25 protein-coding genes, 1 tRNA gene and 1 riboswitch are annotated in these 20511 nt (G+C 64.5%); of the genes, 4 read left to right on the forward strand and 22 right to left on the reverse strand.

Features of this window, described 5'->3' with window-relative positions; all coding sequences use genetic code 11:
• Positions 1–135: 135 nt before the first annotated feature.
• From FIU91_RS15710 to FIU91_RS15730, 5 genes are all read right to left on the reverse strand, one after another.
• Positions 136–210 (reverse strand) — tRNA-Gln (locus FIU91_RS15710).
• A 35-nt stretch (positions 211–245) separates the two neighbouring features.
• The gene (locus FIU91_RS15715) at positions 246–1262 is read right to left on the reverse strand and encodes a GGDEF domain-containing protein (RefSeq protein WP_152463201.1); all 1017 of its coding nucleotides are present in this window, start codon (positions 1260–1262) and stop codon (positions 246–248) included.
• A complete protein-coding gene (locus FIU91_RS15720; RefSeq protein WP_093015234.1) occupies positions 1259–1852 on the reverse strand; it encodes a heme NO-binding domain-containing protein in 594 nt (197 codons plus the stop codon). The genes FIU91_RS15715 and FIU91_RS15720 overlap by 4 nt, the downstream gene beginning before the upstream one ends.
• 45 nt (positions 1853–1897) lie before the next feature.
• Complete coding sequence (locus FIU91_RS15725; RefSeq protein ID WP_152463202.1) at positions 1898–2623, reverse strand: HAD family hydrolase; 726 nt, start codon at positions 2621–2623, stop codon at positions 1898–1900.
• Entirely contained in the window at positions 2620–2904 is a 285-nt protein-coding gene (locus tag FIU91_RS15730) for a DUF3572 domain-containing protein (protein WP_093015237.1), read from the reverse strand. Before FIU91_RS15730 ends, FIU91_RS15725 begins: the two co-directional genes overlap by 4 nt.
• 105 nt (positions 2905–3009) lie before the next feature.
• Between FIU91_RS15730 and FIU91_RS15735 the strand changes: the two genes are divergently transcribed.
• Complete coding sequence (locus FIU91_RS15735; RefSeq protein ID WP_172975032.1) at positions 3010–4443, forward strand: diguanylate cyclase; 1434 nt, start codon at positions 3010–3012, stop codon at positions 4441–4443.
• A gap of 17 nt (positions 4444–4460) precedes the next feature.
• On the opposite strand, the gene FIU91_RS15740 is transcribed toward FIU91_RS15735, so the two are convergent.
• The 4 genes from FIU91_RS15740 to FIU91_RS15755 all read right to left on the reverse strand — a co-directional run bounded on the left by FIU91_RS15740 (position 4461) and on the right by FIU91_RS15755 (position 6368).
• Positions 4461–4925, reverse strand: coding sequence for a periplasmic heavy metal sensor (locus tag FIU91_RS15740; protein ID WP_152463204.1), 465 nt, complete (start codon positions 4923–4925; stop codon positions 4461–4463).
• 3 nt (positions 4926–4928) lie between these two features.
• Positions 4929–5291, reverse strand: coding sequence for a hypothetical protein (locus FIU91_RS15745; RefSeq protein ID WP_152463205.1), 363 nt, complete (start codon positions 5289–5291; stop codon positions 4929–4931).
• Complete coding sequence (locus tag FIU91_RS15750; protein WP_254701984.1) at positions 5278–5862, reverse strand: sigma-70 family RNA polymerase sigma factor; 585 nt, start codon at positions 5860–5862, stop codon at positions 5278–5280. The genes FIU91_RS15745 and FIU91_RS15750 overlap by 14 nt, the downstream gene beginning before the upstream one ends.
• Positions 5863–5924: 62 nt before the next feature.
• Positions 5925–6368, reverse strand: coding sequence for an EF-hand domain-containing protein (locus tag FIU91_RS15755; protein WP_172975033.1), 444 nt, complete (start codon positions 6366–6368; stop codon positions 5925–5927).
• Positions 6369–6586: 218 nt separating this feature from the next.
• On the opposite strand from FIU91_RS15755, the gene FIU91_RS15760 reads away from it, so the two are divergent.
• On the forward strand, positions 6587–6979 hold the full coding sequence (locus FIU91_RS15760; protein WP_152463207.1) for a DUF983 domain-containing protein: 393 nt from the start codon (positions 6587–6589) through the stop codon (positions 6977–6979).
• A 27-nt stretch (positions 6980–7006) separates the two neighbouring features.
• Complete coding sequence (locus tag FIU91_RS15765; RefSeq protein WP_152463208.1) at positions 7007–7717, forward strand: NUDIX hydrolase; 711 nt, start codon at positions 7007–7009, stop codon at positions 7715–7717.
• Positions 7718–7735: 18 nt separating this feature from the next.
• Here the strand turns inward: FIU91_RS15765 and metK are convergent, their stop codons facing one another.
• From metK to miaB, 8 genes are all read right to left on the reverse strand, one after another.
• Positions 7736–8914: a methionine adenosyltransferase gene (gene metK, locus FIU91_RS15770; RefSeq protein WP_093015256.1), complete on the reverse strand. Its 1179-nt coding sequence runs from the start codon at positions 8912–8914 to the stop codon at positions 7736–7738.
• Positions 8915–8920: 6 nt separating this feature from the next.
• Positions 8921–8968, reverse strand: a riboswitch (SAM-SAH riboswitch).
• 15 nt (positions 8969–8983) lie between these two features.
• The gene (lnt, locus tag FIU91_RS15775) at positions 8984–10501 is read right to left on the reverse strand and encodes an apolipoprotein N-acyltransferase (RefSeq protein WP_152463209.1); all 1518 of its coding nucleotides are present in this window, start codon (positions 10499–10501) and stop codon (positions 8984–8986) included.
• Positions 10494–11420 carry a transporter associated domain-containing protein gene (locus tag FIU91_RS15780; RefSeq protein ID WP_093015262.1) on the reverse strand — a complete coding sequence of 309 codons (927 nt, stop codon included), beginning with the start codon at positions 11418–11420 and terminating at the stop codon, positions 10494–10496. Before FIU91_RS15780 ends, lnt begins: the two co-directional genes overlap by 8 nt.
• Before the next feature lie 27 nt (positions 11421–11447).
• Positions 11448–11954: an rRNA maturation RNase YbeY gene (ybeY, locus tag FIU91_RS15785; protein ID WP_152463210.1), complete on the reverse strand. Its 507-nt coding sequence runs from the start codon at positions 11952–11954 to the stop codon at positions 11448–11450.
• Between the two features lie 7 nt (positions 11955–11961).
• Positions 11962–12936: a PhoH family protein gene (locus FIU91_RS15790; RefSeq protein WP_093015268.1), complete on the reverse strand. Its 975-nt coding sequence runs from the start codon at positions 12934–12936 to the stop codon at positions 11962–11964.
• A 151-nt stretch (positions 12937–13087) separates the two neighbouring features.
• Positions 13088–13411 (reverse strand): hypothetical protein, encoded by a 324-nt coding sequence (locus FIU91_RS15795; RefSeq protein WP_093015271.1) that lies wholly within the window; start codon positions 13409–13411, stop codon positions 13088–13090.
• Between the two features lie 14 nt (positions 13412–13425).
• Entirely contained in the window at positions 13426–14031 is a 606-nt protein-coding gene (locus FIU91_RS15800; protein ID WP_371418193.1) for an OmpA family protein, read from the reverse strand.
• Between the two features lie 239 nt (positions 14032–14270).
• The gene (gene miaB / locus FIU91_RS15805; protein WP_152463211.1) at positions 14271–15593 is read right to left on the reverse strand and encodes a tRNA (N6-isopentenyl adenosine(37)-C2)-methylthiotransferase MiaB; all 1323 of its coding nucleotides are present in this window, start codon (positions 15591–15593) and stop codon (positions 14271–14273) included.
• A 109-nt stretch (positions 15594–15702) separates the two neighbouring features.
• Between miaB and FIU91_RS15810 the strand changes: the two genes are divergently transcribed.
• On the forward strand, positions 15703–16572 hold the full coding sequence (locus FIU91_RS15810; protein ID WP_152463212.1) for a hypothetical protein: 870 nt from the start codon (positions 15703–15705) through the stop codon (positions 16570–16572).
• Positions 16573–16579: 7 nt separating this feature from the next.
• Here the strand turns inward: FIU91_RS15810 and FIU91_RS15815 are convergent, their stop codons facing one another.
• The 5 genes from FIU91_RS15815 to fabA all read right to left on the reverse strand — a co-directional run bounded on the left by FIU91_RS15815 (position 16580) and on the right by fabA (position 20506).
• The gene (locus tag FIU91_RS15815; protein WP_152463213.1) at positions 16580–17254 is read right to left on the reverse strand and encodes an FAD-binding oxidoreductase; all 675 of its coding nucleotides are present in this window, start codon (positions 17252–17254) and stop codon (positions 16580–16582) included.
• 55 nt (positions 17255–17309) lie between these two features.
• Positions 17310–17735 carry a thermonuclease family protein gene (locus tag FIU91_RS15820; protein WP_152463214.1) on the reverse strand — a complete coding sequence of 142 codons (426 nt, stop codon included), beginning with the start codon at positions 17733–17735 and terminating at the stop codon, positions 17310–17312.
• Positions 17736–17909: 174 nt separating this feature from the next.
• Positions 17910–18701, reverse strand: a complete 792-nt coding sequence (locus FIU91_RS15825; protein ID WP_093015286.1) for an enoyl-ACP reductase — start codon at positions 18699–18701, stop codon at positions 17910–17912.
• A 25-nt stretch (positions 18702–18726) separates the two neighbouring features.
• Positions 18727–19956, reverse strand: a complete 1230-nt coding sequence (gene fabB, locus FIU91_RS15830) for a beta-ketoacyl-ACP synthase I (RefSeq protein ID WP_152463215.1) — start codon at positions 19954–19956, stop codon at positions 18727–18729.
• 40 nt (positions 19957–19996) lie between these two features.
• On the reverse strand, positions 19997–20506 hold the full coding sequence (gene fabA, locus FIU91_RS15835; protein WP_093015293.1) for a bifunctional 3-hydroxydecanoyl-ACP dehydratase/trans-2-decenoyl-ACP isomerase: 510 nt from the start codon (positions 20504–20506) through the stop codon (positions 19997–19999).
• Between the last annotated feature and the right edge of the window lie 5 nt (positions 20507–20511).

Consider the following 20511-nt stretch of genomic DNA (forward strand, 5'->3'; position numbering starts at 1 on the left):
CGTCCGGGGACCGGGCGTGTGTCACACCCTGTGTCAGGGTTTGTGTCATACCCAGCGCGTTGCAGGCATGTCCGGTTTTGGAAACCGGCTTTTGGAACCCATGTGCTTGGGTTTTTTTGTTCTGGGGAAGAAACATGGCTGGGGTGGTAGGATTCGAACCTACGGTACACGGTACCAAAAACCGCTGCCTTACCGCTTGGCTACACCCCAACTGCGCGCGTATCTACGGCGTCCTCTCCGGGGGATCAAGAGCCGTCGGCAAAATTTCCCGGCGCTTTCGGCGATACATCCGGCGGCGGCTGGCAGCGGGGTTCGGCAAGTGTCACGCGGCCGCGGCCTGCAGCTTTGGAGGCGTAGAGCGCCCGGTCCGCCTGCCCCATCAAATCCTCGGTCGAGACATCGCTCCCGCCGTGCCAAAGCGCGATCCCGGCGCTTGCGGAGATCGCGTAGATGCGGTCGTTCATCCGGCGCTCCCGCTCGATACGGCCGATCAGGCGTTCGCAGAGCCGGATCAATTGATCAGCATCGGCGAGGCCCGGAAAGACAAGGAGAAACTCGTCCCCGCCGATCCGCGCAGCGAGATCGCCCGGACGCACCGCCTTCGTGAGATCGCGCGCCACGTCTTGCAGGACGGTGTCGCCGGCCCTGTGACCGAACCGGTCATTCACCTGCTTGAAGAAATCGAGGTCGACATGAACGAGGCTGAAGGGTGTTTCACCCGCCTCCAGCGTTCTCAGGGTGAGGTCCGCGGCACGACGGTTCGCAAGACCGGTCAGCCCATCGGTCGTGGCCTCCGTCTCGGCGGCAAGACGGGCCACGTGCAAACGGCGGTTCAGCTTGCGAGAGGCAGCCATCGCGGCTTGCTGCGCCTCGATCAGGAAGAGGATTTCGAGCGTCAGGTCCGTCGCCGAAAAATCGGCGGCGGTCAGCCCGTGTCGCCGCACGGCCTCGGCCACGCCAATGCCGAACCCGAAATCGATCACCATGCCCCCTGCCTCGTCCATCGCGATCTGCGCGACCATCGGCGTCTCGGGCGCGCTTCGCGCCCGAACGTGCAGTTTTGCACCCGATTGGGCCCGGAGCGCGCTCAATGTTGCAATCCCCTTCGGCCGCGAGACGTCGAGCATGTCGAAAAGTGGCGTGCCGACGATGTCACCGAGCACCTTTCGCGTGGTCGGTCCGGCCGAAACGATGGCTCCAGCAGCATCCACGCAGAGCGACATCGGTCTGAGCGATGACAGGACCGCGCTCTGCGTGCTCATCCCGTGCGGGCCTCGCCTGCCAGCGAAAACGCCCGCCCTGCCGAGAACCTGTCCTGCGCAACGGAGATCGAAAGCAGGTCCCTGTCGCCGCGCCCTTTCGTCAGGTCCAGGATCGCCAGCGCGCCGTAATCGTCCGACATTGCCCGCAAGAGCCCCAGAAGGACGTGGCTGGCACCTGGCGGCTTATCCCGGATCGCAAAGACGATGCGGTTCTCGTCCACCGCCTTCAGGTCGATATCCGGCAGCTCTAGGTCCGGAACTGCAAGGCGCACCCGATCGGGCAGCTCGTCGAGCGCGTGAAGGAAATCGCGGAAAGAGCGCCCTGAGAACCGCAAGAGCCGGCGCAACGCTTCCCGCCGGGGGTGCGAGACAAGGTAGTGTCCCACATCTTCGAGCAACGTGCCGGGTAGACGCCCCAGCTCCTCCGCGATCGCGGAGACAAGGCGCGCCGTCAGCTCGTCCTCGTAGCTGAGCATCGCCTCGAACCCGGCCGCATCCAAATGCAGCGCGCAGAGCACCTTCGCCCAGCGCGCATCGCCATATGTGTCCCGCATGAAGCATTGCAGTGTCGTGTTGATGAGCCCGTGCATCGGAGCCTGCGAAATCCGTTCCGGAGGCTTTATGCGCGCATCCGGTTAAGATCCGGCAAACGGATATCGGGTCGCGGCCAGCCAGCCCGGCAGATCTCCGATGTCGGGCAAGACCACCTCCGCGAGGGGTGCAAGATCCGAGTGAGTGGCGATCCCGGTCAGAACCGCGGCTGCGCGCATTCCTGCCGCACGCGCCGCCGAAAGGTCATGGCTCGAGTCTCCGACCATCAGGACGCGCGCCGGGGCGACACCGACACCATTGGCAAAAGCCAGAAGCGGCTCCGGACCGGGTTTTGCGCCGAACCCTGAATCCGCGCCGATCACGAGGCGAAATCGATCGGCAATTCCCACGGCCGCGAGATGCGCCCGCGCGACGGATTCGCTGTCGTTGGTCATAACGCCGAGGGCGAGGCCGCGCGCGTCGAGGTCTGCCAGGAGCGCGGGCAGATCGGTTGCTGGCACCGGGTGCGCGGCGGCGGCCTCCGCGTCGAGCAGGCTGCGAATGTCCCGCGCACTCAGGTCGGGAAGATGCGGCACAAGGCACTCCGCGACCTCTTCGGCGGTTCCGGCAATGACCGGGCTGTCAGGAGAGAAACCCTGATCGCTATCAAAGCCGATCGCGTTCCCGAGCCTCCGGGCCAGTGCCGCATCGCCGCCCGAAAGCCGGTCGAGCACCCCGGCCGCCCAACCCTCCCAGGTCAGTCGAAAGTCGAACAGCGTGCCATCCTTGTCGAAAAGGATCGCATCGATACCGAGAAGATCGGACCTCACGTCCAATGCACCGCCTCGCCGCCCGGCAGCATTGCGCGTGCCGACATCGGCGCAGTGTAATCGAGGCCGGCATCGTCGCAGAAGGCCGTCAGCCACGCATCGTCCATCAACAGGAAGTCCAGCACCGATCCCTGGAAGTCAGGATCCGAGACGCTGTCGCGGAATTGAGCCTCCGAGGCGCCGGTCGCCCCCAGAAATACCGCAAGCAGCTCTTCGTTCCCTGCCAGCCATCCCACGGCCTGCAGGCCGATGATCTCTGCGTTCTGGCGGTTCAGAGCCATTCCCGTGCCTTCTGAAAATGTTTGTTAACCTTTGTGCATAAAGACTATCCGGGCCGGTCGGCGCAAGCGCGACCTGCATCCTGTCAATTATCGGGAGGCGCGGGATTGCCCGGGCGCATTCTCATCCTCGACAGCGTGGCGATCAACCGGGTCGTGCTGCGCGTCAAGCTGGCCGCTGCCTGCTACGAGACCTTCCAGGCCGAGACCCTGGCAGAGGCGCTACGCGTCGCGAAGGCAGCCCGCCCCGATATCCTTCTCTTCTCGGCAGCCGCTCCGGGAGTGGACCCTGCCCGCCTGGTGTCTCGTTTTAAGACACTCATGCCCGGTCATATCATAGCGATCATGATGATCGAGGCAGGCAGCGCGCCAGCCTCACCGGAAGCGGCGCTGGCGGCCGGAATCGACGAGGTGCTGCCACGGACCTGCGAAGACGCCTTTCTCACCGCACGCCTGAGGGCTGTGTTCCGCGCGCTCGAGGAGCGGCGCGAATTGCAGGCGCACGAGGACGAAACGCGGCTTCTCGGTTTCGCCGAAGCCGCTGCCGCCGCGCCGGGACGGCGACGCGTGGCGCTTGTTGGCAGTCACGTGACGGGAGAGCGGGACCGGTTGTCGGACGCGATCTCGGGACTGGCTGACGCGAATATCGAGCGGCGCACCGCAAGGGAGGCTTTGGGCGCATCAGGGAGGGGAGCGGACGGATACGTCATCTCTGACGCCGGCCTCGACGGCGATGGATGCCGCAGCCTCATTGCGGATCTGCGATCCCAGACGCAGGGGCGCGAGGCGGCCATCATCGTCTTGACCGATGGTCCATCCGCGCAGGAGCGGGCCGCGGCCGCGCTCGATATGGGTGCCGACGACGTACTCCTTCCTGACGCCAGCCGCGCTGAGATTGCGATCCGCGTACGGCGTCAACTTGACCGGCGCGCAAGCCTTCGGCGGCAGCGACTCGGCCTTGAGGCCGGGATGCGCGCGGCTCTGACGGATCCGCTCACCGGGCTGTGGAACCGGCGCTATGCGCTGCCAAGGCTCGGCGCATGGCGCGCGTCGGTCGCCAAGAACTCCCGACCGCTTGCCGTGATGATCGCGGATATTGATCGGTTCAAGGCGGTCAATGATCGGTTCGGGCATCCACTCGGCGACCGCGTGATCGCAGAAGTGGCGACATGCCTGTCAAGCGCCGCAGGGCCCGAAAGCCTTGTTGCGCGGCTCGGCGGAGAAGAATTCCTTATCGCAATGCAGGATACCGGCAGCGCCGAAGCGATTCAGGCTGCCGAAGGCCTGCGGCGTGCCGTCGATGCATGCGGTGTGCTTGCCGATTTCGGAGCCGAGCCGGAGGTTGTGCGAGTGAGCGTCTCTATCGGATGCGCGATTTTGACAGTCTCTGACGCAGCCGACGTCGACACCGGAACGTTGATCTCGCGCGCGGATGACGCGCTTTACGCGGCAAAGGATGCCGGGCGCGGGCGCGTCGTCTGCATGTCGATGGCGGATGCGCGCGACCGGGCGTTCAGGCGGCTGCCGACGGGCACGGGCTGAGGAGGCGAACCCAATACTCATTTCCGTCGATCGCGCCGCGCCTCCATCGCTGCTTCCAGCCGGTCGGCATATTCGTTGCGTTCTTCCGCGCTCATCGCCGAGATCCTGTCGATCAAGGCCGATTGGCCGATCTCGCGCAATTGGTCGCCGCGGGCATTCTGCGCCTCGATGACGTCCGCGAATGCCGCGGAGTCGAACGGCTCCGCTCGCAAGATCGACAGCGCGCCGGAGGCATCGCGGATCGACGGACCGTCGATCTCGCGCCGGGCGGCCCGCAGTTCGCTGAAGATCGCGCGTCGATCTGCATGATCCAGCGCACGCGCATAGGCGAAACTGTCGAGCCGGTCGCTCGGGCCTGGCGGGCCGCGCTTGGCGAACGTTCCGACGACGGTGCCGACGATCAGGAGGTTGAGCCCCAGTGACAGCACGAGCAGGACTTTCATCCAGCGCGGCACCGAGCGTGTTTTTTCCGTCCCTGCCATCGCTCAGCCCTCCTGATCCAGGTCGTCGAACCCGAGCGCCGGATCGAGATAAACGGCCATATCGGCCTCACCCCACCACAGCGCATCAACCGACGGCGCCAGCGTGGCGGGCGGGGACACGCCAATCCAGAGCCCCACCACAACCGTCGCACCAAGTGCCGCCACGGCACGCCAGCCGCCGAGCGCCTCGAGGACGCGCTGGAGGAACGGCTCACGCGGACCGGGTCTCGGGCGCGTCAGAACCTCCCGCTCGGCGTCGTCCGTGAGCCGCGCGAGGAAATCGGGATCGATCTCGGGCGGCGTCGCGCGGGCGGCCTCGAGATGGTCCTCGAAGAGATCGTCATCGGGCGTCTCAGTCGTCTTCATACCCCAACTCCTTCCGCCGTCCTGCCAGGCGCGCGGTCAGCGCTTTACGGCCTCGCGCAATCAGACTTTCCGCAGCCCTCGGGCCTATGTCCATGATCCGCGCCACCTCTCCGGTGGGCATGTCGTCCAGATGCTTCAACACCATGGCCTGCCGCTGCCGCGCGGGAAGCGTTGCGAGTGCCGCCTCGAGCGCGGCAACCCGCTGTGCGTCGGTCATCCGCTCCCCGACAGGGGGTGCATCGTCCGAGATCTCAGACGCGTCCTCGAGATCCGCGCTGCGCCGTCGGCGGATGCGGTCGATGCAAAGATTGGCGGTCACGCGGTAGAGCCAGGTTCCGACCTGCGCCCGTCCCGGCTCCCAATCTGGCGCGATGCGCCAAAGCTTCATCAAGGCATCCTGCGTAGCATCCTCCGCCTCGGCCCGGTCGCCAAGAAGCCGGACCGCATGGGCGAAGATCCGGGGGGCGAGACGCAACGTCAGCGCGCGCGCTGCCGAAGCATCGCCAGAGGCGACCCGCGCCATCAGCTCGTCTTCGCTCTCGTCGTTCATCGCGTCCAGTGCCACGGGCAAAGATCCGGCCTTGGGATTAGAGCGCCCTCACCCGCCGGGCAAGGGCGCTTGGCGTGCGCGCTTCAGTTGCGACGCGGGCCACGCTTACGGAGCTCGGCGAATTCTTCCGCCGAAACCTCGCCGTCGCCGTCACGGTCAAGCCGCTCGATCATGCGGTCGGGGTTGGCACGGGCAGATATTTCCTCGAGGCTGATCGCGCCGTCTTTGTTGGTATCGAGGCGGGTCATCATCCGCGCCTGCCGCTTGTCGGCGCGATCGGCGCGTGCAGCCTCAAGCTCTGCCGCGGTCAGCTTGCCGTCACCGTCCGTATCGGCGCGCGCGAAGCGTTCGGTGCCAAAGCGCTTCAGCTCCTCCGCGCTGAGCCCGCCGCTGCCATCGGTATCGAGTGTCTCGAAGGCGGGCATCGTTCCGCGCGGGCCGTCCTGGGCCGTTGCGATCTGCGGTACGACGAGGCCGAGTGCGATGAAGGTTGCCGTCAGAGCGGCGGGGGCTGCGATGCGTTTCATGCCTGTTTCCTTGAGTTTGAACCAATCCGCGACGCCACTTCCGAGCGGCGCATGTTCGTTACACGCACCGCCCCCGCGCAATCCGTCGATTTTTTTCGGCGCCACGCGACCCGCCAGCGGCATTGCGCGACATCCAGCCGCAACAACGGAATGGCACCTTTATATAGCGACGCCGACAGTCCATCTTGTGCAGGTCACACAAGCCCGAAGGAGCGCGCATGTCTGCCGCGCAAGACCACGCCCAGGAACGCGATACGATGCCGGCCCTCATCAAGGGATGGCGCCGGAAATGCCCGAGTTGCGGCAACGGCCCGCTGCTGTCCGGCTACCTCAAGGTCCGTCAGAGCTGCACGGTCTGCCGCGAGGAGCTGCATCATCATAGGGCGGATGACGGGCCGGCTTACCTCACGATCCTGATCGTCGGGCACCTGATGGCACCGCTGCTGCTCATCGTGTTCGAAACCTGGCGGCCGCAGCCGCTCACGCTCTTCACCATCTTCGCGGTTGGCTGTGTCGGGCTTTCCCTCTACCTTCTGCCCCGGCTAAAGGGGGCGATCGTCGCCTTCCAATGGGCGCGCGGGATGCACGGTTTCGGACAGGATCCTGTCTGAGGGCCGAGGCCGCGCAGACAGGGCAGAATGAGCGACAGCAGCACGACCGACCGAACCGACAAGACCGCTATCCGCGACGCCGCCACCGTGATCGTGCTGAGAGACCGCGCGACACGGCCGAGCGTCCTGATGGGACAACGCGGCGCGAAGGCAGCCTTCATGCCGTCGAAATTCGTCTTTCCGGGCGGCGCGCAGGATCCTGGCGACCGCGACGTCCCGCTTGCGGAAGACCTGCCCGCAGGGTGCCGCGCCCGGCTTCTGGAAGATACCGAGCACGCGCATGTCGCCGAGGCACTTCCGCTGACCGCCATCCGCGAGCTCTTCGAGGAAACCGGTCAGGTTCTTGGCACGCCAGCCCCGTGGGAATCCCCGCCGCCCGACTGGCAGGGCTTCGCCGCGACGGGGCATCGGCCATCCGCCGCAGGGCTTCAATTCGTCTTTCGCGCGATCACGCCGCCGGGCCGGCCCCGGCGCTTCGATGCGCGGTTCTTCCTGGTGGACGTGGATGCGCTTGCGAGCGATCCCGATGATTTCTCCGCGGCATCGGACGAGCTCAGTCATCTCAACTGGGTGGCGCTCGACGAGGTTCGGGCGCTCGATATGCCCTTCATCACCGAGGTGGTCCTGGCCGAGATCACAGCGCGCGTCCATGACACCGCGCCGCCCGCGTCAGTGCCGTTCTTCCGCAATGACGACGAGGAGAGCCTCTTTCTGAGGCTGAGGGGCCGCGCGCTCTAGCCCGCGGCCCGTCTCAGTTCAGATTTCCTTGGCGAGCGCGTCCGCGAGATCCGTCCGCTCCCAGGAGAACCCGCCATCCGCATCGGGCTCCCGCCCGAAATGCCCGTAAGCCGCGGTGCGCTCGTAGATCGGTTTGTTGAGATCGAGATGCGTGCGGATGCCACGCGGGGTCAGGTCCATGACCTTCGGGATCGCGCGCTCGATCGCGGCGGCATCCACCTCGCCGGTGCCGAACGTGTCGCAATAGATCGAGAGGGGCTTCGCGACGCCGATCGCGTAGGAGAGCTGGATCGTGCAGCGCTCCGCGAGGCCCGCAGCCACAACGTTTTTCGCAAGGTATCGCGCCGCGTAGGCCGCCGAGCGGTCCACCTTGGTCGGATCCTTGCCCGAGAACGCGCCGCCGCCATGCGGGGCCGCGCCGCCATAGGTGTCCACGATGATCTTGCGGCCCGTCAGGCCCGCATCGCCGTCGGGCCCGCCGATGACGAACGTGCCGGTGGGGTTCACCCACCATTCGGTGGCATCGTCGATCCAGCCCTCGGGCAGAACCTCGCGGATATAGGGCTCCACGATGGCGCGGATGTCCTCGGAGGTCTGCGCCTCGTCCGCATGCTGGGTCGAGAGCACGATCTGCGTCACGCCAACCGGCTTGCCGTTCTCGTAGCGCACCGACAGCTGCGACTTCGCGTCGGGCCGCAGGAGCGGTTCCGCGCCCGATTTGCGGGCCTCGGCCAGCCGCTTCAGGATCGCGTGGGAAAAGAGGATCGGCGCGGGCATGAGCGCGTCGGTCTCGTTCGTCGCGTAGCCGAACATGATGCCCTGATCGCCCGCGCCCTCGTCGCCGCGCTCGCCGGTCACGCCTTGCGCGATATGCGCCGATTGCTCGTGCAGAAGATTGGTGATCTCGCAGGTCGCGTGGTGGAACTTGTCCTGCTCGTAGCCGATGTCCTTGATGCAGGCCCGCGCGATATCGGGGATGCGGGCCATGTATTCGGTGAGCTTGGCCTGATCGCTCAGTCCGATTTCACCACCGATCACGACGCGGTCAGTGGTCGCGAAGGTCTCGCAGGCAACGCGAGCCAACGGATCCTCGGCCAGAAGCGCGTCGAGAATGGCGTCGGAGATGCGGTCGCACACCTTGTCCGGGTGCCCCTCGGATACGGATTCCGAGGTGAAGATGTAGTTATTTCTGGCCATGAGAAGTGCTCCATTATGGTCTGCTGCCACGCCAGGAAGCCGTTGTGACAGGGTATAAGACGCAACCTGCTAGACCGGACCCGAACCCGCGTCAATGCGATTGCGCCCCCGGGCCAGGACACCCGCACCACAGAGTCCGATGAGCAACAACAGGACCGGCCAGTCATGGGTTTTCGCATAGAGGGTCGGTGCGCGCGGCGCAGGGATAGGCGCATCGACGAACCCCGTCTCCCCGAGCCCGAGCGACGCGGTGATGCGCCCCCACGGATCGATCGTCGCCGAGACGCCGGTATTCGCGGCGCGTAGCACAGGAAGCCCCTGCTCGATCGCGCGCATTCGCGCCTGCATCAGATGCTGATACGGACCTGACCATGTGCCGAACCATGCATCGTTCGTCAGTTGCAGGATCATGGCAGGCCGCGCCTCTGTGCCGCGGGTATCTTGTGGGAAGACCGCTTCGTAACAGATGAGCGGCAGGGCCTGGCCGAGCGGACCAAGATCCAGAAGCCGTGGGCCGGGCCCCGCAGAATATCCATACTCGGCGCGCTGCGCGAGGCCCGAGACATTGATATGCCGGAAGAGCCATGCCGCCGGCATGTATTCTCCGAACGGAACGAGGTGGTGTTTGTCGTAGACATCCGCGATCCGGCCCCCCGCATCGAGAACGACGGCGGAGTTGTAGTAGGCGCCGTCCGCCTCGCGCTGGATCCCGAGGACAATCGGCGTATCGCCCGCCGCCCGCGACGCCACGGCCAGCGCCTCGCCCGCCTGGTTCAGCAGCATCGGCACCGCCGTCTCGGGCCAGAGGATGAGATCGGGCGTGCCGTCCGCGCCAGTGGCCCGGATCAGCCGGTCGAAGAAAAGCCGGGCATTCTCGCGCTGCCATTTCTCGTCTTGCGGCGCGTTGGGCTGGACCAGACGGATGACGGGGCGATCCTCGGCAGTCTCAGCCGCCGGAACGAGCCACGCGCCCCCGAGTGCCAGCGCGACGCAAAAGGCGACGGGCGGCGCGGCGAGGCGTACGCTCCGCTTGGCCAGACCTCGGCCAGCGACCGCCGCAAGCGCGAGGGTAAGAAGCGTCAAACCGTAAGGCCCGATCCAAGCAAGCGATTGCACTGCGCCTGTCGGTGCCCAGACATAGGCCACGAGGCCCCAGGGAAAGCCTGTCAGGATGTACCCGCGCGCCAGCTCGGACAGCGCCCAGAACGGCACCATCAGCCACGGAGCACCAAGCCGCAGCGCCGCCCATGCGGGCCAGGTCCAGAACAGGGCGAAGCCGGCGGCAGCCAGAGCCAGCGCGAACGGCGCCATCCACCCCGTCACAGCGGCATCGATCATGAAAGGTTCGACGAGCCAGCTGAGCGAGAGGCCGAAATAGCCAAGGCCGAAGGCCCAGCCCGTCCAGCCTGCCTCTCGAGCACCGGCGGCGCGAAACAAAAGCCAGAACAGACTGGCGAGCGCGGGAAGCGCGAGATACCACAGATCCAGCGGCGCTTGGCCTGTCGCGAAGACGAGCCCGGCCATGAGCCCAAGCGCCACGCGCCGCTTTCGCAGGGCTGCGCGCTGCACCGCGGACGTCTCAGCCATTGCGGTCGGCCTGAACCTCCGAAGATGCGCGCACACTCGCAGCGGCCGCCGTGCCCGTGGCGCCCGGCAGTCGAACCCTCAAACGCTTGATCCGGCGCGGATCGGCGTCCACCACTTCGAATTCGAGGCCAGCGGGATGCGGCACAACCTCGCCCCGCGCTGGCACATGCCCGGCAAGGACGAAGACGAGCCCGCCCAGCGTCTCGATTTCCTCGCCATCGATCTCCTCGTCTTCGGTGAGGTCGATGCCGATCTCTTCCTGGAATTCGTCAAGCTGCGTCTTGGCGAGCGCGAGGTAACAGCCGGACTTCTCAAGCCGCCAGTTCTTGCCCTCTTCGGTGTCGTGCTCGTCCTCGATCTCGCCGATGACCTGCTCGATCAGGTCCTCGATCGTGACGAGCCCGTCGACACCGCCATACTCATCGATGACGAGTGCCATATGACGCCGTTCCGTCTGCATCTTGGTGAGCAGCACGCCTATCGGCATCGACGGCGGCACGAAAAGAAGCGGACGGAGCATTTTCTTGAGGTTGAACTGCGTGCCCGAGCCGTTGAAACCGTGCATCAGAGCAAAATCTTTCAGATGCGCCATGCCGACCGGCGTGTCGAGCGTGCCGGAATAGACCGGCAGTCGGGTCAGCCCGCTTTCCCGGAACACCTTGACGAGATCGTCCCGCGTGATCGTGTCGGGAACCGCGATAATGTCGGCCTTCGGGATCGACACGTCATCCACGCGCATGCGGCGTAGATTGGCGAGCCCATGCCCGCCGCCAGTCGCCGGGTGCTGCATATCGCCCCCGTCTTCGTCCTCGTAGCCGCTGAATCCTTCGAAGAGCCTTCTGAAGAATCCCGGCCGTTCACTGTCGTCCGTATCGAGCGCGCCTTGCGCGGCGCTAGACGATGCGTCGCTGTCACCCATTCCTTTTCCCGTCTGTGCTGGGCCTTGTCATGCCCGTCCCCGTGAATATGGGTCCGGCAGGCCCAATGTGCCAAGTATTTCGACTTCACGCCGTTCCATCAATGTGGCGTCACCGTCACGAACATGGTCGTATCCCAAGAGATGTAACACGCCATGAACCACAAGATGAAGAACGTGTTCCTCGGCGGGGATCCGCTCTTCGGCGGCCTCGCGCAGGCAGGTCTCGCGCGCAATCGCGATATCCCCGAGGAAATGCGGCGCCTCTTCGGGCTGCGGCAGGTCAGGCGGCTCGCCCTCGGTCTCGGGGGCGAGATCTTCCTCGGGCCAGGACAAGACGTTGGTCGGCTGCGGCTTTCCGCGAAAATCGCCGTTCAACTCCGCGATCCGATCATCGTCGCATCCAAGGATCGCGATCTCGAACGCCTCGGGCGAGAGCCCCAGATGCTCGAGCGTCGACACCGCCCCGCGCTCGGCCAGAGCCGGCAGATCCAGCGCCAGCCAACCTTCGTCTTCGAGGATCGTCTCGGTCAGCATACGTTTCTCAGCCGGTCTCGGCGTCCTTGTCGTAAGCTTCGATGATCGCGGCCACGAGCGGATGCCGCACCACGTCCTTCGCCGTGAAATAGTTGAACGATATCTTCGGGATGCCCGTCAGAAGACGTTCGGCGTCTTTCAGCCCCGACTGCACTCCGCGCGGCAGGTCCACCTGGCTGCGGTCGCCGGTGATGACCATGCGGCTGCCCTCCCCAAGACGGGTGAGGAACATCTTCATCTGCATCGAGGTGGCGTTCTGCGCCTCATCCAGCACCACGAACGCATTGGCAAGCGTGCGTCCGCGCATGAAAGCCAGCGGTGCGATCTCGACGGCCTTTTCCTCACGCAGGCGCGCAAGCTGCTTGCCCGGCAGGAAATCGTTCAGCGCGTCGTAGAGCGGCTGCATGTAAGGATCGACCTTGTCTTCCATCGCGCCGGGCAGGAAGCCGAGCTTTTCGCCCGCTTCCACCGCCGGACGCGAGAGAATGATCTTGTCCACGAGCCCGTTGATGAACATGTTCACGCCCACCGCGACGGCGAGATATGTCTTGCCCGTGCCCGCAGGGCCGATGCCGAAGGCCAGCTCATTGGCGTAGAGAGAGCGGACATAGGCCTTCTGAGCTTCCGTCCGCGGCTCGATCAGCTTCTTGCGGGTCTTGATCTCGACCTTGCCGCCCGAGAACATCTCGAGCTGATCCTCACCCGGCTCGTCCTGGCTCATGCGAAATTCGCGGTCGATGTCGCCGCGGCCGACCTCCTTGCCCTGCTCGAGACGGTTGTAGAGGCTCGTCAGCACCTCCACCGCCTCTTTCTGAGCGTCGGGCTCGCCGTGGATCGCAAGCTGGTTGCCGCGGCGCAGGATCTGGACGCCGAGGCGGCCTTCGATGTCTGTCAGGTTTCTGTCGAACTCGCCGCAAAGCTCGATCAGGAGACGGTTATCGGGAAATTCGATGGATGCGTCGGTCAGGGTGCCGGTCGTCACGCAAGGCTCCGTATCTGCGAGTCTACCTCCACTGTCCCAGCAGGGCGGCCAAAGGGCAAGCGCATTAGGGGCTCTGTCCGGGCGTCCACGCAGGAAAACGCCGCGCGAAGTGGCACTTCGCACGGCGTCGTGATCAATCGGACGTATCGGATCAGAGCGGATCGCCGATGATATTGGTCGAACCCTGCTTGAAATCGCCGGTCGCAACGGTCGGCGGAGCCACGCCCGAGCAGACCGGACGACCATACTTGTCGATCCGTGCCGAGAGGTATCCCTCGACGCCGTCGTCGATGATCCAGTGATCGCAGCCATTGGGATCGACCCAGATGCCTGCGCGCATGGTGGACAGGTCATCGGAATCGATGCCGCGGTCGATGGACTTGTCAGGGCCATAGGCGCCGACACCGTCGGCCAACTCGCAGCCCGCAAGCGCGATGCCGGCAAGACCGATGAGGGCGAATCTCGTGAGTTTCATGTTATGCGCCCCTTTCAGCGGATGCAGACAATTTCGACGCGGCGGTTCTTCGCCATGCCGGTCGCCGTGGCGTTCGATGCGACGGGCATCCGCTCACCGTAGCCGCGAACGTCGGTGATGCGCGCGCCGACCGACGACCCGATCGCTGCGACCGCGTTCGCGCGGTTGTAGCTCAGGCGCATGTTGTACTCGTCGCTCGCCCGGCTGTCCGTATGACCCGTGATGACATAGGCCGTCGCGGTGGATTGCTGGAAGAACTCGGCCAGGCGCTGTCTGCCGGCATGGCTGATCTTCGCGCTGTCGGTCGCAAAAAACTGGTCGGAATTCATGACGCCGCAGACATTGCCACGCCGGCAGACCGGAATGCCCTTCCGATTGACGTGGGGGCTCATGTAGCCCTCGACGCCGTCATCCATGACCCAGTGCTCGCAGCCATCCGGATCGACCCAGATGCCCGGGATGTATCGCTCACCGCGGATCGTCGTCGTGTTCTGGGTCGAGATGACCGGCACGCGCGCCTCTGCGGTGTCGGCCGATGCCGCGCCAGGCAGCGCCAGAGACGCGGCGACGGCCACACTCAGGATCGCTGTCTTGGCGATGTTGAAAACGGAATGCGCCACAGCTTCGTTCCTTAATCTTTATTCATTGCCCCACGCTTTGCTTCCGGACGCTGGCAGCGAGGAAATGCAAAGCTACTATAATCAACACTTTAGCAACTAAATTGGCCCTGTGAAGCAAAAACACGCCGATATTGTGCGACAGCGGGAAACAATCGCAGGGATGCCGCAAGGCCGCGAGGCGCGACATATTTTGGCCGCAATTTCAGGCAGATGGCTGCGTTTTTACCAGGTGCGGAGGGCTACAGGACTGTTCCCATAAGCGAATTCGGCCCGCTTTCGAGGACACGAACGCGCCGCAGATCGCCCGGAGCCACATCGGCTCCGGTGACGTGGACGGCATGAAGGTATTCCGATTTACCAACCATTTGACCGTCCATCCGGCCCGGTTTCTCGAAGAGGACCGACACGTCGCGCCCGACCATCGCATCCTGCAGCGCGCGCTGCTGACGGGTCAGCAGGGACTGGAGCCGTTGCAGCCGTTCGGTCTTCTCGTCTTCGGGCACTTGGGCGCGCTCCGCCGCCGGAGTACCGGGCCGGGTCGAATACTTGAACGAGAAGGCCGAGCCGTATTCGACCGCCTCGACCAGATCGAGCGTCGCCTGGAAATCCGCCTCGGTCTCTTCGGGGAAGCCGACGATGAAGTCGCCCGAGAGGTGCAGATCGGGCCGTGCGGCGCGCAGGCGCTCGATGAGCTTGAGATAGCTCTCGGCTGTGTGCTGGCGGTTCATGCGCTTGAGGATCTTGTCGGAACCCGCCTGCACCGGCAGATGCAGATAGGGCATCAGCTTGTCGCAATCCCCATGCGCCGCGATCAGATCGTCATCCATGTCGTTGGGATGAGAAGTCGTGAATCGGATGCGCTCGAGACCGTCAATCCTGGCAAGCTCCCGGATGAGCCGGGCCAGCCCCCAATCGGCGCCTTCGGGCCCGACACCGTGATAGGCGTTGACATTCTGGCCCAGAAGCGTGATCTCGCGCACCCCGCGTTCAACAAGGTCGCGCGCCTCCGAGACAACGCGGTCGACCGGGCGCGACACTTCCGCCCCGCGCGTGTAGGGAACGACGCAGAAGGCGCAGAACTTGTCGCAGCCTTCCTGCACCGTCAGGAACGCAGCCGGCGCCCGGCGTGCCTTGGGCCGGGCTGTAAGGTGCTCGAACTTGTCTTCTTCGGGAAAGTCGGTGTCGAGGGCCCGCGCGCCCGTCTTCGCCTTCGCCAGAAGATCCGGCAGGCGATGATAGCTCTGCGGGCCGACGACCAGATCGACCATCGGCTGACGCCGCACGATCTCTTCGCCCTCGGCCTGCGCGACACAGCCCGCCACACCGATCTTGAGATCCGGCTTTTCGGCTTTCAGACCCTTGTAGCGCCCCAGCTCCGAATAGACCTTCTCCGCCGCCTTCTCTCGGATGTGGCAGGTATTGAGGAGGATCATGTCCGCGTCATCGGGACTGTCGGTGGGCACGTAGCCCTCGCCGCCCAGCGCCTCGGCCATCCGCTCGCTGTCATAGACGTTCATCTGACAGCCATAGGTCTTTATGAAAAGCTTCATGGGCGCGGTCATGCCGGGCCTCCCGGTGTCGCAGTTTGAGCGCGGCTCTTAACTTAGAATCTCCGCATCTTGCAATGGATACGAAATTTCAGGACTTTTCTCGCAAAACATTCGGGCACATATGCATTTCAACTCGCTCTCCGCCTGTCTTTCAAAGACCGACCTTGCCAAAGGCAAGCTTCCTCTGGCGATGATCTTCGCAGAGGACACGGTGGAACTCGACACCACGATCCGCCATCACCAGCATTCGGGCTTCGGCACGGTCCTCGTCTTCATGGCCGATATCATGCCGCTTGCCCCGGACCTGCAGGACAGCGTGATCCGCATCGATTACGACATGACCGCGGTCGATGCCGTGCCGAATGCGGTCAATCGCGTTATCGGCGCCGCACCGGGCCGGTGGATGTTCTACTGCTACAACGCCGAATACCTGTTCTATCCGTTCTGCGAGACGAGGACGGTCGGGGAACTCCTGGCCTTCCATACAGAGGAGCGGCGCGAGTCCATGTTGACCTACGTGGTCGACCTCTACGCCGCCGATCTCAGCCGCTACCCGAACGCGGTGTCCCTGGATCAGGCGTATCTCGACAAGTCAGGCTATTACGCCCTGGCGCGGAACGATCCCGACAACCACAATTACCCCAAGGAGCGGCAACTCGATTTCTTCGGTGGGCTGAGATGGCGCTACGAGGAACACGTGCCTGCCGCGCGGCGCAAGATCGACCGGATTTCACTTTTCCGCGCCAAGCCGGGACTGGAGCTAAGCGCGGATCACACGTTCTCGGACGAGGAATACAACACCTATGCCTGTCCGTGGCACAACAACCTGACCGCCGCGCTCGCCTCGTTCCGAACGGCCAAGGCGCTCAAGAAGAATCCGGGCTCCACCTTCGATATCCGCACCTTCACCTGGCACAATTCGACGCCCTTCGAATGGCACTCACGGCAGTTTCTGGACATGGGGCTGATGGAGCCCGGTCAGTGGTTCTGAGTGCGGCTCAGTCGAATTCCTCGGTGATGATGTCGTCTTCCGGCACACCGATTTCTTTAAGGCATGCCGAGATATCGTCGAGCATCGCGTCGGGCCCGCAGACATAGCATTTGCCGTCGCCCGGCGTGACGTGCTGGGACAGCATCTCTTTCCCGATCTCGCCGGTATAAAGCGGGCTGTCTTGCTGGTCGGTCACGGTGAAGACGCATTCGAGGCCTTTCATGCTCTCGAACGTGTCGCGCAGGATAATGTCCTTCTCGGTCTTGTTCGAGAAGATCAGCTTGCAGCCTTCGAGCGTGCCGTTGTCCTTCAGACGCTGTTTCAGGATCGCGATGAAGGGCGTCACGCCCGCGCCGCCGGCGATGAACCAACCCGGCCCCTTGTCCTCGATCGCGCCCCAGGGATCGTCGACGAGAACCTTGTCACCCGCCTTGAGCTGCCCGATCTGCTCGGTCACGCCGTCATGGTCGGGATAGGACTTGATGACGAACTCGAGCGTGTCGTCCTCGGGCAGCGACGTGAAGGTGAAGGGACGTTTCTCGTCGCGCCAGCCCTCCTTGTCGAGCGCAAGATCGACCGCCTGCCCCGGCTTGAACTCGATGCCTGAGGGCTTCTCGAAGACGAGGTGGTTGGTGTCGTGCGTAACGGGTTCGATGGATTTGAGCGTGAGGCTGTGCGCCATGAATGACCTCCTGTCGGTGTTCGGAGGACAACGACAGCGGGCAAGGGCGGTTCCCTCAGCTGCAGATCCCCTTGGCTCGCATCGCGTCCCGGATCCGGGTTCCATCGTCGCGCGTGCAGGCTCCAAGGTGGCGATCATAGCTCATCTCGCCGGTCAAGCGGCACGAGAGCGCCCTTCCCCTGGCGGCCCAGACCAGGTGCTGTTTCGCGGTCTCGCCAGCGGACGTTCCCAGCTCGGGACAGTCCAGATCGGTGAAGCGAACGGGAACACCGCCGATCTCAAGCGTGTCACCATCGCGGATATGGCTGACGCGCCCTGTCAGCACGGCATCACTGCCCGGTGCGACGAAAGGGATTTCATCGGGCAATCGGTCGAGCAGCTTTTCCGCGGTGACGCGAACGGTTTCGACCGCCAATTCGATACGCGCATCGGGTGCCGCAGCAAACAGTCCCACGGAGAGAGCCGCGATCAACAGCAGCAACCGCCGACCTGGTCCTCGCCTGCGCCCGCGCCGTCTGAATGGGATCACCTTCTGCATGCGATCAGTATCAAAACGAAATCGGGCGCTAATTTGGCGCATGTCGCCGGGTCGTTTGATGATCCAAAACGCCTGCCACCTGTGCCGCGTGCGTCTTGGACCCAAGCGGTCGCCAGTTCAGATATTATCGTATTGCGGCATGCCGAGGACGTGGAAGCCGCCGTCGATATGGATGATCTCGCCCGTCGTGCAGGCGCCGGCATCGGAGGCGAGCCAAACGGCCGTGCCGCCCACCGCTTCCAGCGTCGCATTGGAGCCGAGCGGCGCGTTCTGGTCAGTGAACTTGAAGGTCTTCCGTGCCCCGCCGATCGCCGCGCCCGCCAGCGTCTTCATCGGCCCCGGCGACAGCGCATTCACGCGGATGCCATCCCGGCCGAGATCATTGGCGAGATAGCGCACGCTCGCCTCGAGCGCCGCCTTGGCAACGCCCATCACGTTGTAATTGGGAACGACCTTGTTCGACCCCTGATAGGTCAACGTCATCAGCGTGCCGCCGGTCTCGGCCATGAGTGGATGCGCGCGGCGCGCCAGTTCGATGAAGGAGTAGCAGGAAATGTCGAGCGAGTTCTTGAAGTTGGCCCGGCTCGTGTTCATGAACCTGCCTTGCAGCTCGGACTTGTCCGAATAGGCAACCGCGTGGACAAGGAAGTCGAGCCCGCCCCAACGCTCCGAGATCATCTCGAAGGCGGCGTCGAGCGATGCCTCGTCGGTCACATCCATGTCAACAAGCATGTCGGAGCCAACGCTTTCGGCAAGCGGTTTGACCCGCGCGCCGAACGCCTCGCCCTGGTGTGTAAAGGCCAGTTCAGCACCGGCCTCGGCGCAGGCCTTCGCGATGCCCCATGCGATGGAGCGCTCGTTCGCGACCCCGATGATCAATCCGCGCTTGCCGGCGAGTTGTCCGCTCATTGTCCTGTCCAGTTCTTCTTTGCGCTCAGCCCTCGAAGCGCGACAGCAGCATCGAGCCGTTCGTCCCGCCGAAGCCGAAGGAATTGGTCATCACCGTGTCGAGCCCCGCGCCTTCGCGCAGCTCGGTCGCGATCTCTTCGGATTTCAGTGCCGGATCGAGCGTCTCGACGTTGATCGAAGGCGCGATGAAATCGTTCTGCAACATCAGAAGACAGTAAACGGCCTCCTGCGCGCCGGTCGCCCCCTGGCTGTGACCGGTCATCGACTTGGTCGAGGAGACGGGCGGCGTTTGGCCCTCGCCGAAAACGCGACGAACCGCCTCGATCTCACCGACATCGCCGACGGGCGTCGAGGTGCCGTGCGCGTTGATGTAACCGACGCGGCGGCCCTCGGGCAGCGTCTGAAGTGCGATCCGCATCGCCCGCTCACCGCCTTCCCCGGACGGGGCCACCATGTCATGCCCGTCAGACGTCGCACCATAGCCCGTGACCTCGGCATAGATCTTGGCACCGCGCGCCTTGGCGTGCTCGAGATCCTCGAGCACGAGAATGCCGCCGCCGCCGCCGATCACGAAGCCGTCTCGATCCGCGTCGAACGCGCGCGAGGCTTTCTCGGGCGTGTCGTTGAACTTCGAGGACATCGCGCCCATCGCGTCGAAAAGGCACGACAGCGTCCAGTCGAGCTCCTCGCCGCCGCCGGCGAACATCACGTCCTGCTTACCCATCATGATCTGCTCGGCCGCATTTCCGATGCAATGCAGGGACGTCGAACAGGCCGAGGTGATCGAGTAGTTGATGCCCTTGATCTTGAACGCGGTCGAGAGGTTGGCCGAGATCGTCGAGGACATGCATTTCGGCACCGCGAAAGGACCGATGCGCTTGGGCGAGCCCTTTTCCAGCACGATCTGGTGCGACGCGAGCATCGCCGAGGTAGACGGACCGCCCGAGCCCGCGACGAGCCCCGTGCGCGGGTTCGAGATGTCGCTTTCCTCGAGCCCGGAATCGGCGATGGCCTGGGTCATGGCGATATGCGCGAAGGCCGCGCCCGGCCCCATGAAGCGCAACGTGCGCTTGTCCACATGCTCGGACACGTCGAGCTTGATGTCGCCCGCGATCTGGCTGCGGAAGCCATGCTCTTTCATGGCCTCATTGGCGGTGATGCCCGAGCGGCCGGCCTTCAGTGAAGCCAGCACCTCTTCGGCGTTGTTTCCGATGGACGAGACGATGCCCAATCCCGTGACGACGACGCGGCGCATGGCGCTCTCCTCTGCTCGATTTGCCTTGTTCGGGATGACGTCAGGTTTCCGACAGCGCCACCTTCATGTCCTTGACCTGGTAGATGGTTTCGCCGTCGGCCTCCACGCGCCCGTCTGCGACGCCCATCGTCAGGCGGCGAGTCTGCACGGCCTTTGTGAAGTCGACGTAATAGGTAAGCATCTTGCGGTCGGGCCGAACCATGCCGGTCAGCTTCACCTCACCGACGCCCAGCGCGTAGCCACGCCCCTGCCAGCCGCGCCAACCGAGGTTGAAGCCGGTCAGCTGCCAGAGCCCGTCGAGACCGAGGCAACCCGGCATGATCGGGTTGCCCGGAAAATGGCATTCGAAGAACCACAGGTCCGGGTGGATGTCGAACTCGGCACGAACGTGGCCCTTGCCGTTCGGACCGCCATCGCCCGAGATGTCGGTGATGCGGTCCATCATCAGCATCGGCGGCTCCGGAAGCTGGGCGTTGCCCGGTCCGAACAGCTCGCCCCGCGCGCATTTCAAGAGGTCATCCCTGTCGAAGCTGGTCGGGTAGTCGGCCATTCGTG

Source organism: Roseivivax sp. THAF30 (assembly GCF_009363575.1).
In the GTDB taxonomy this organism is placed as follows: domain Bacteria; phylum Pseudomonadota; class Alphaproteobacteria; order Rhodobacterales; family Rhodobacteraceae; genus Roseivivax; species Roseivivax halotolerans.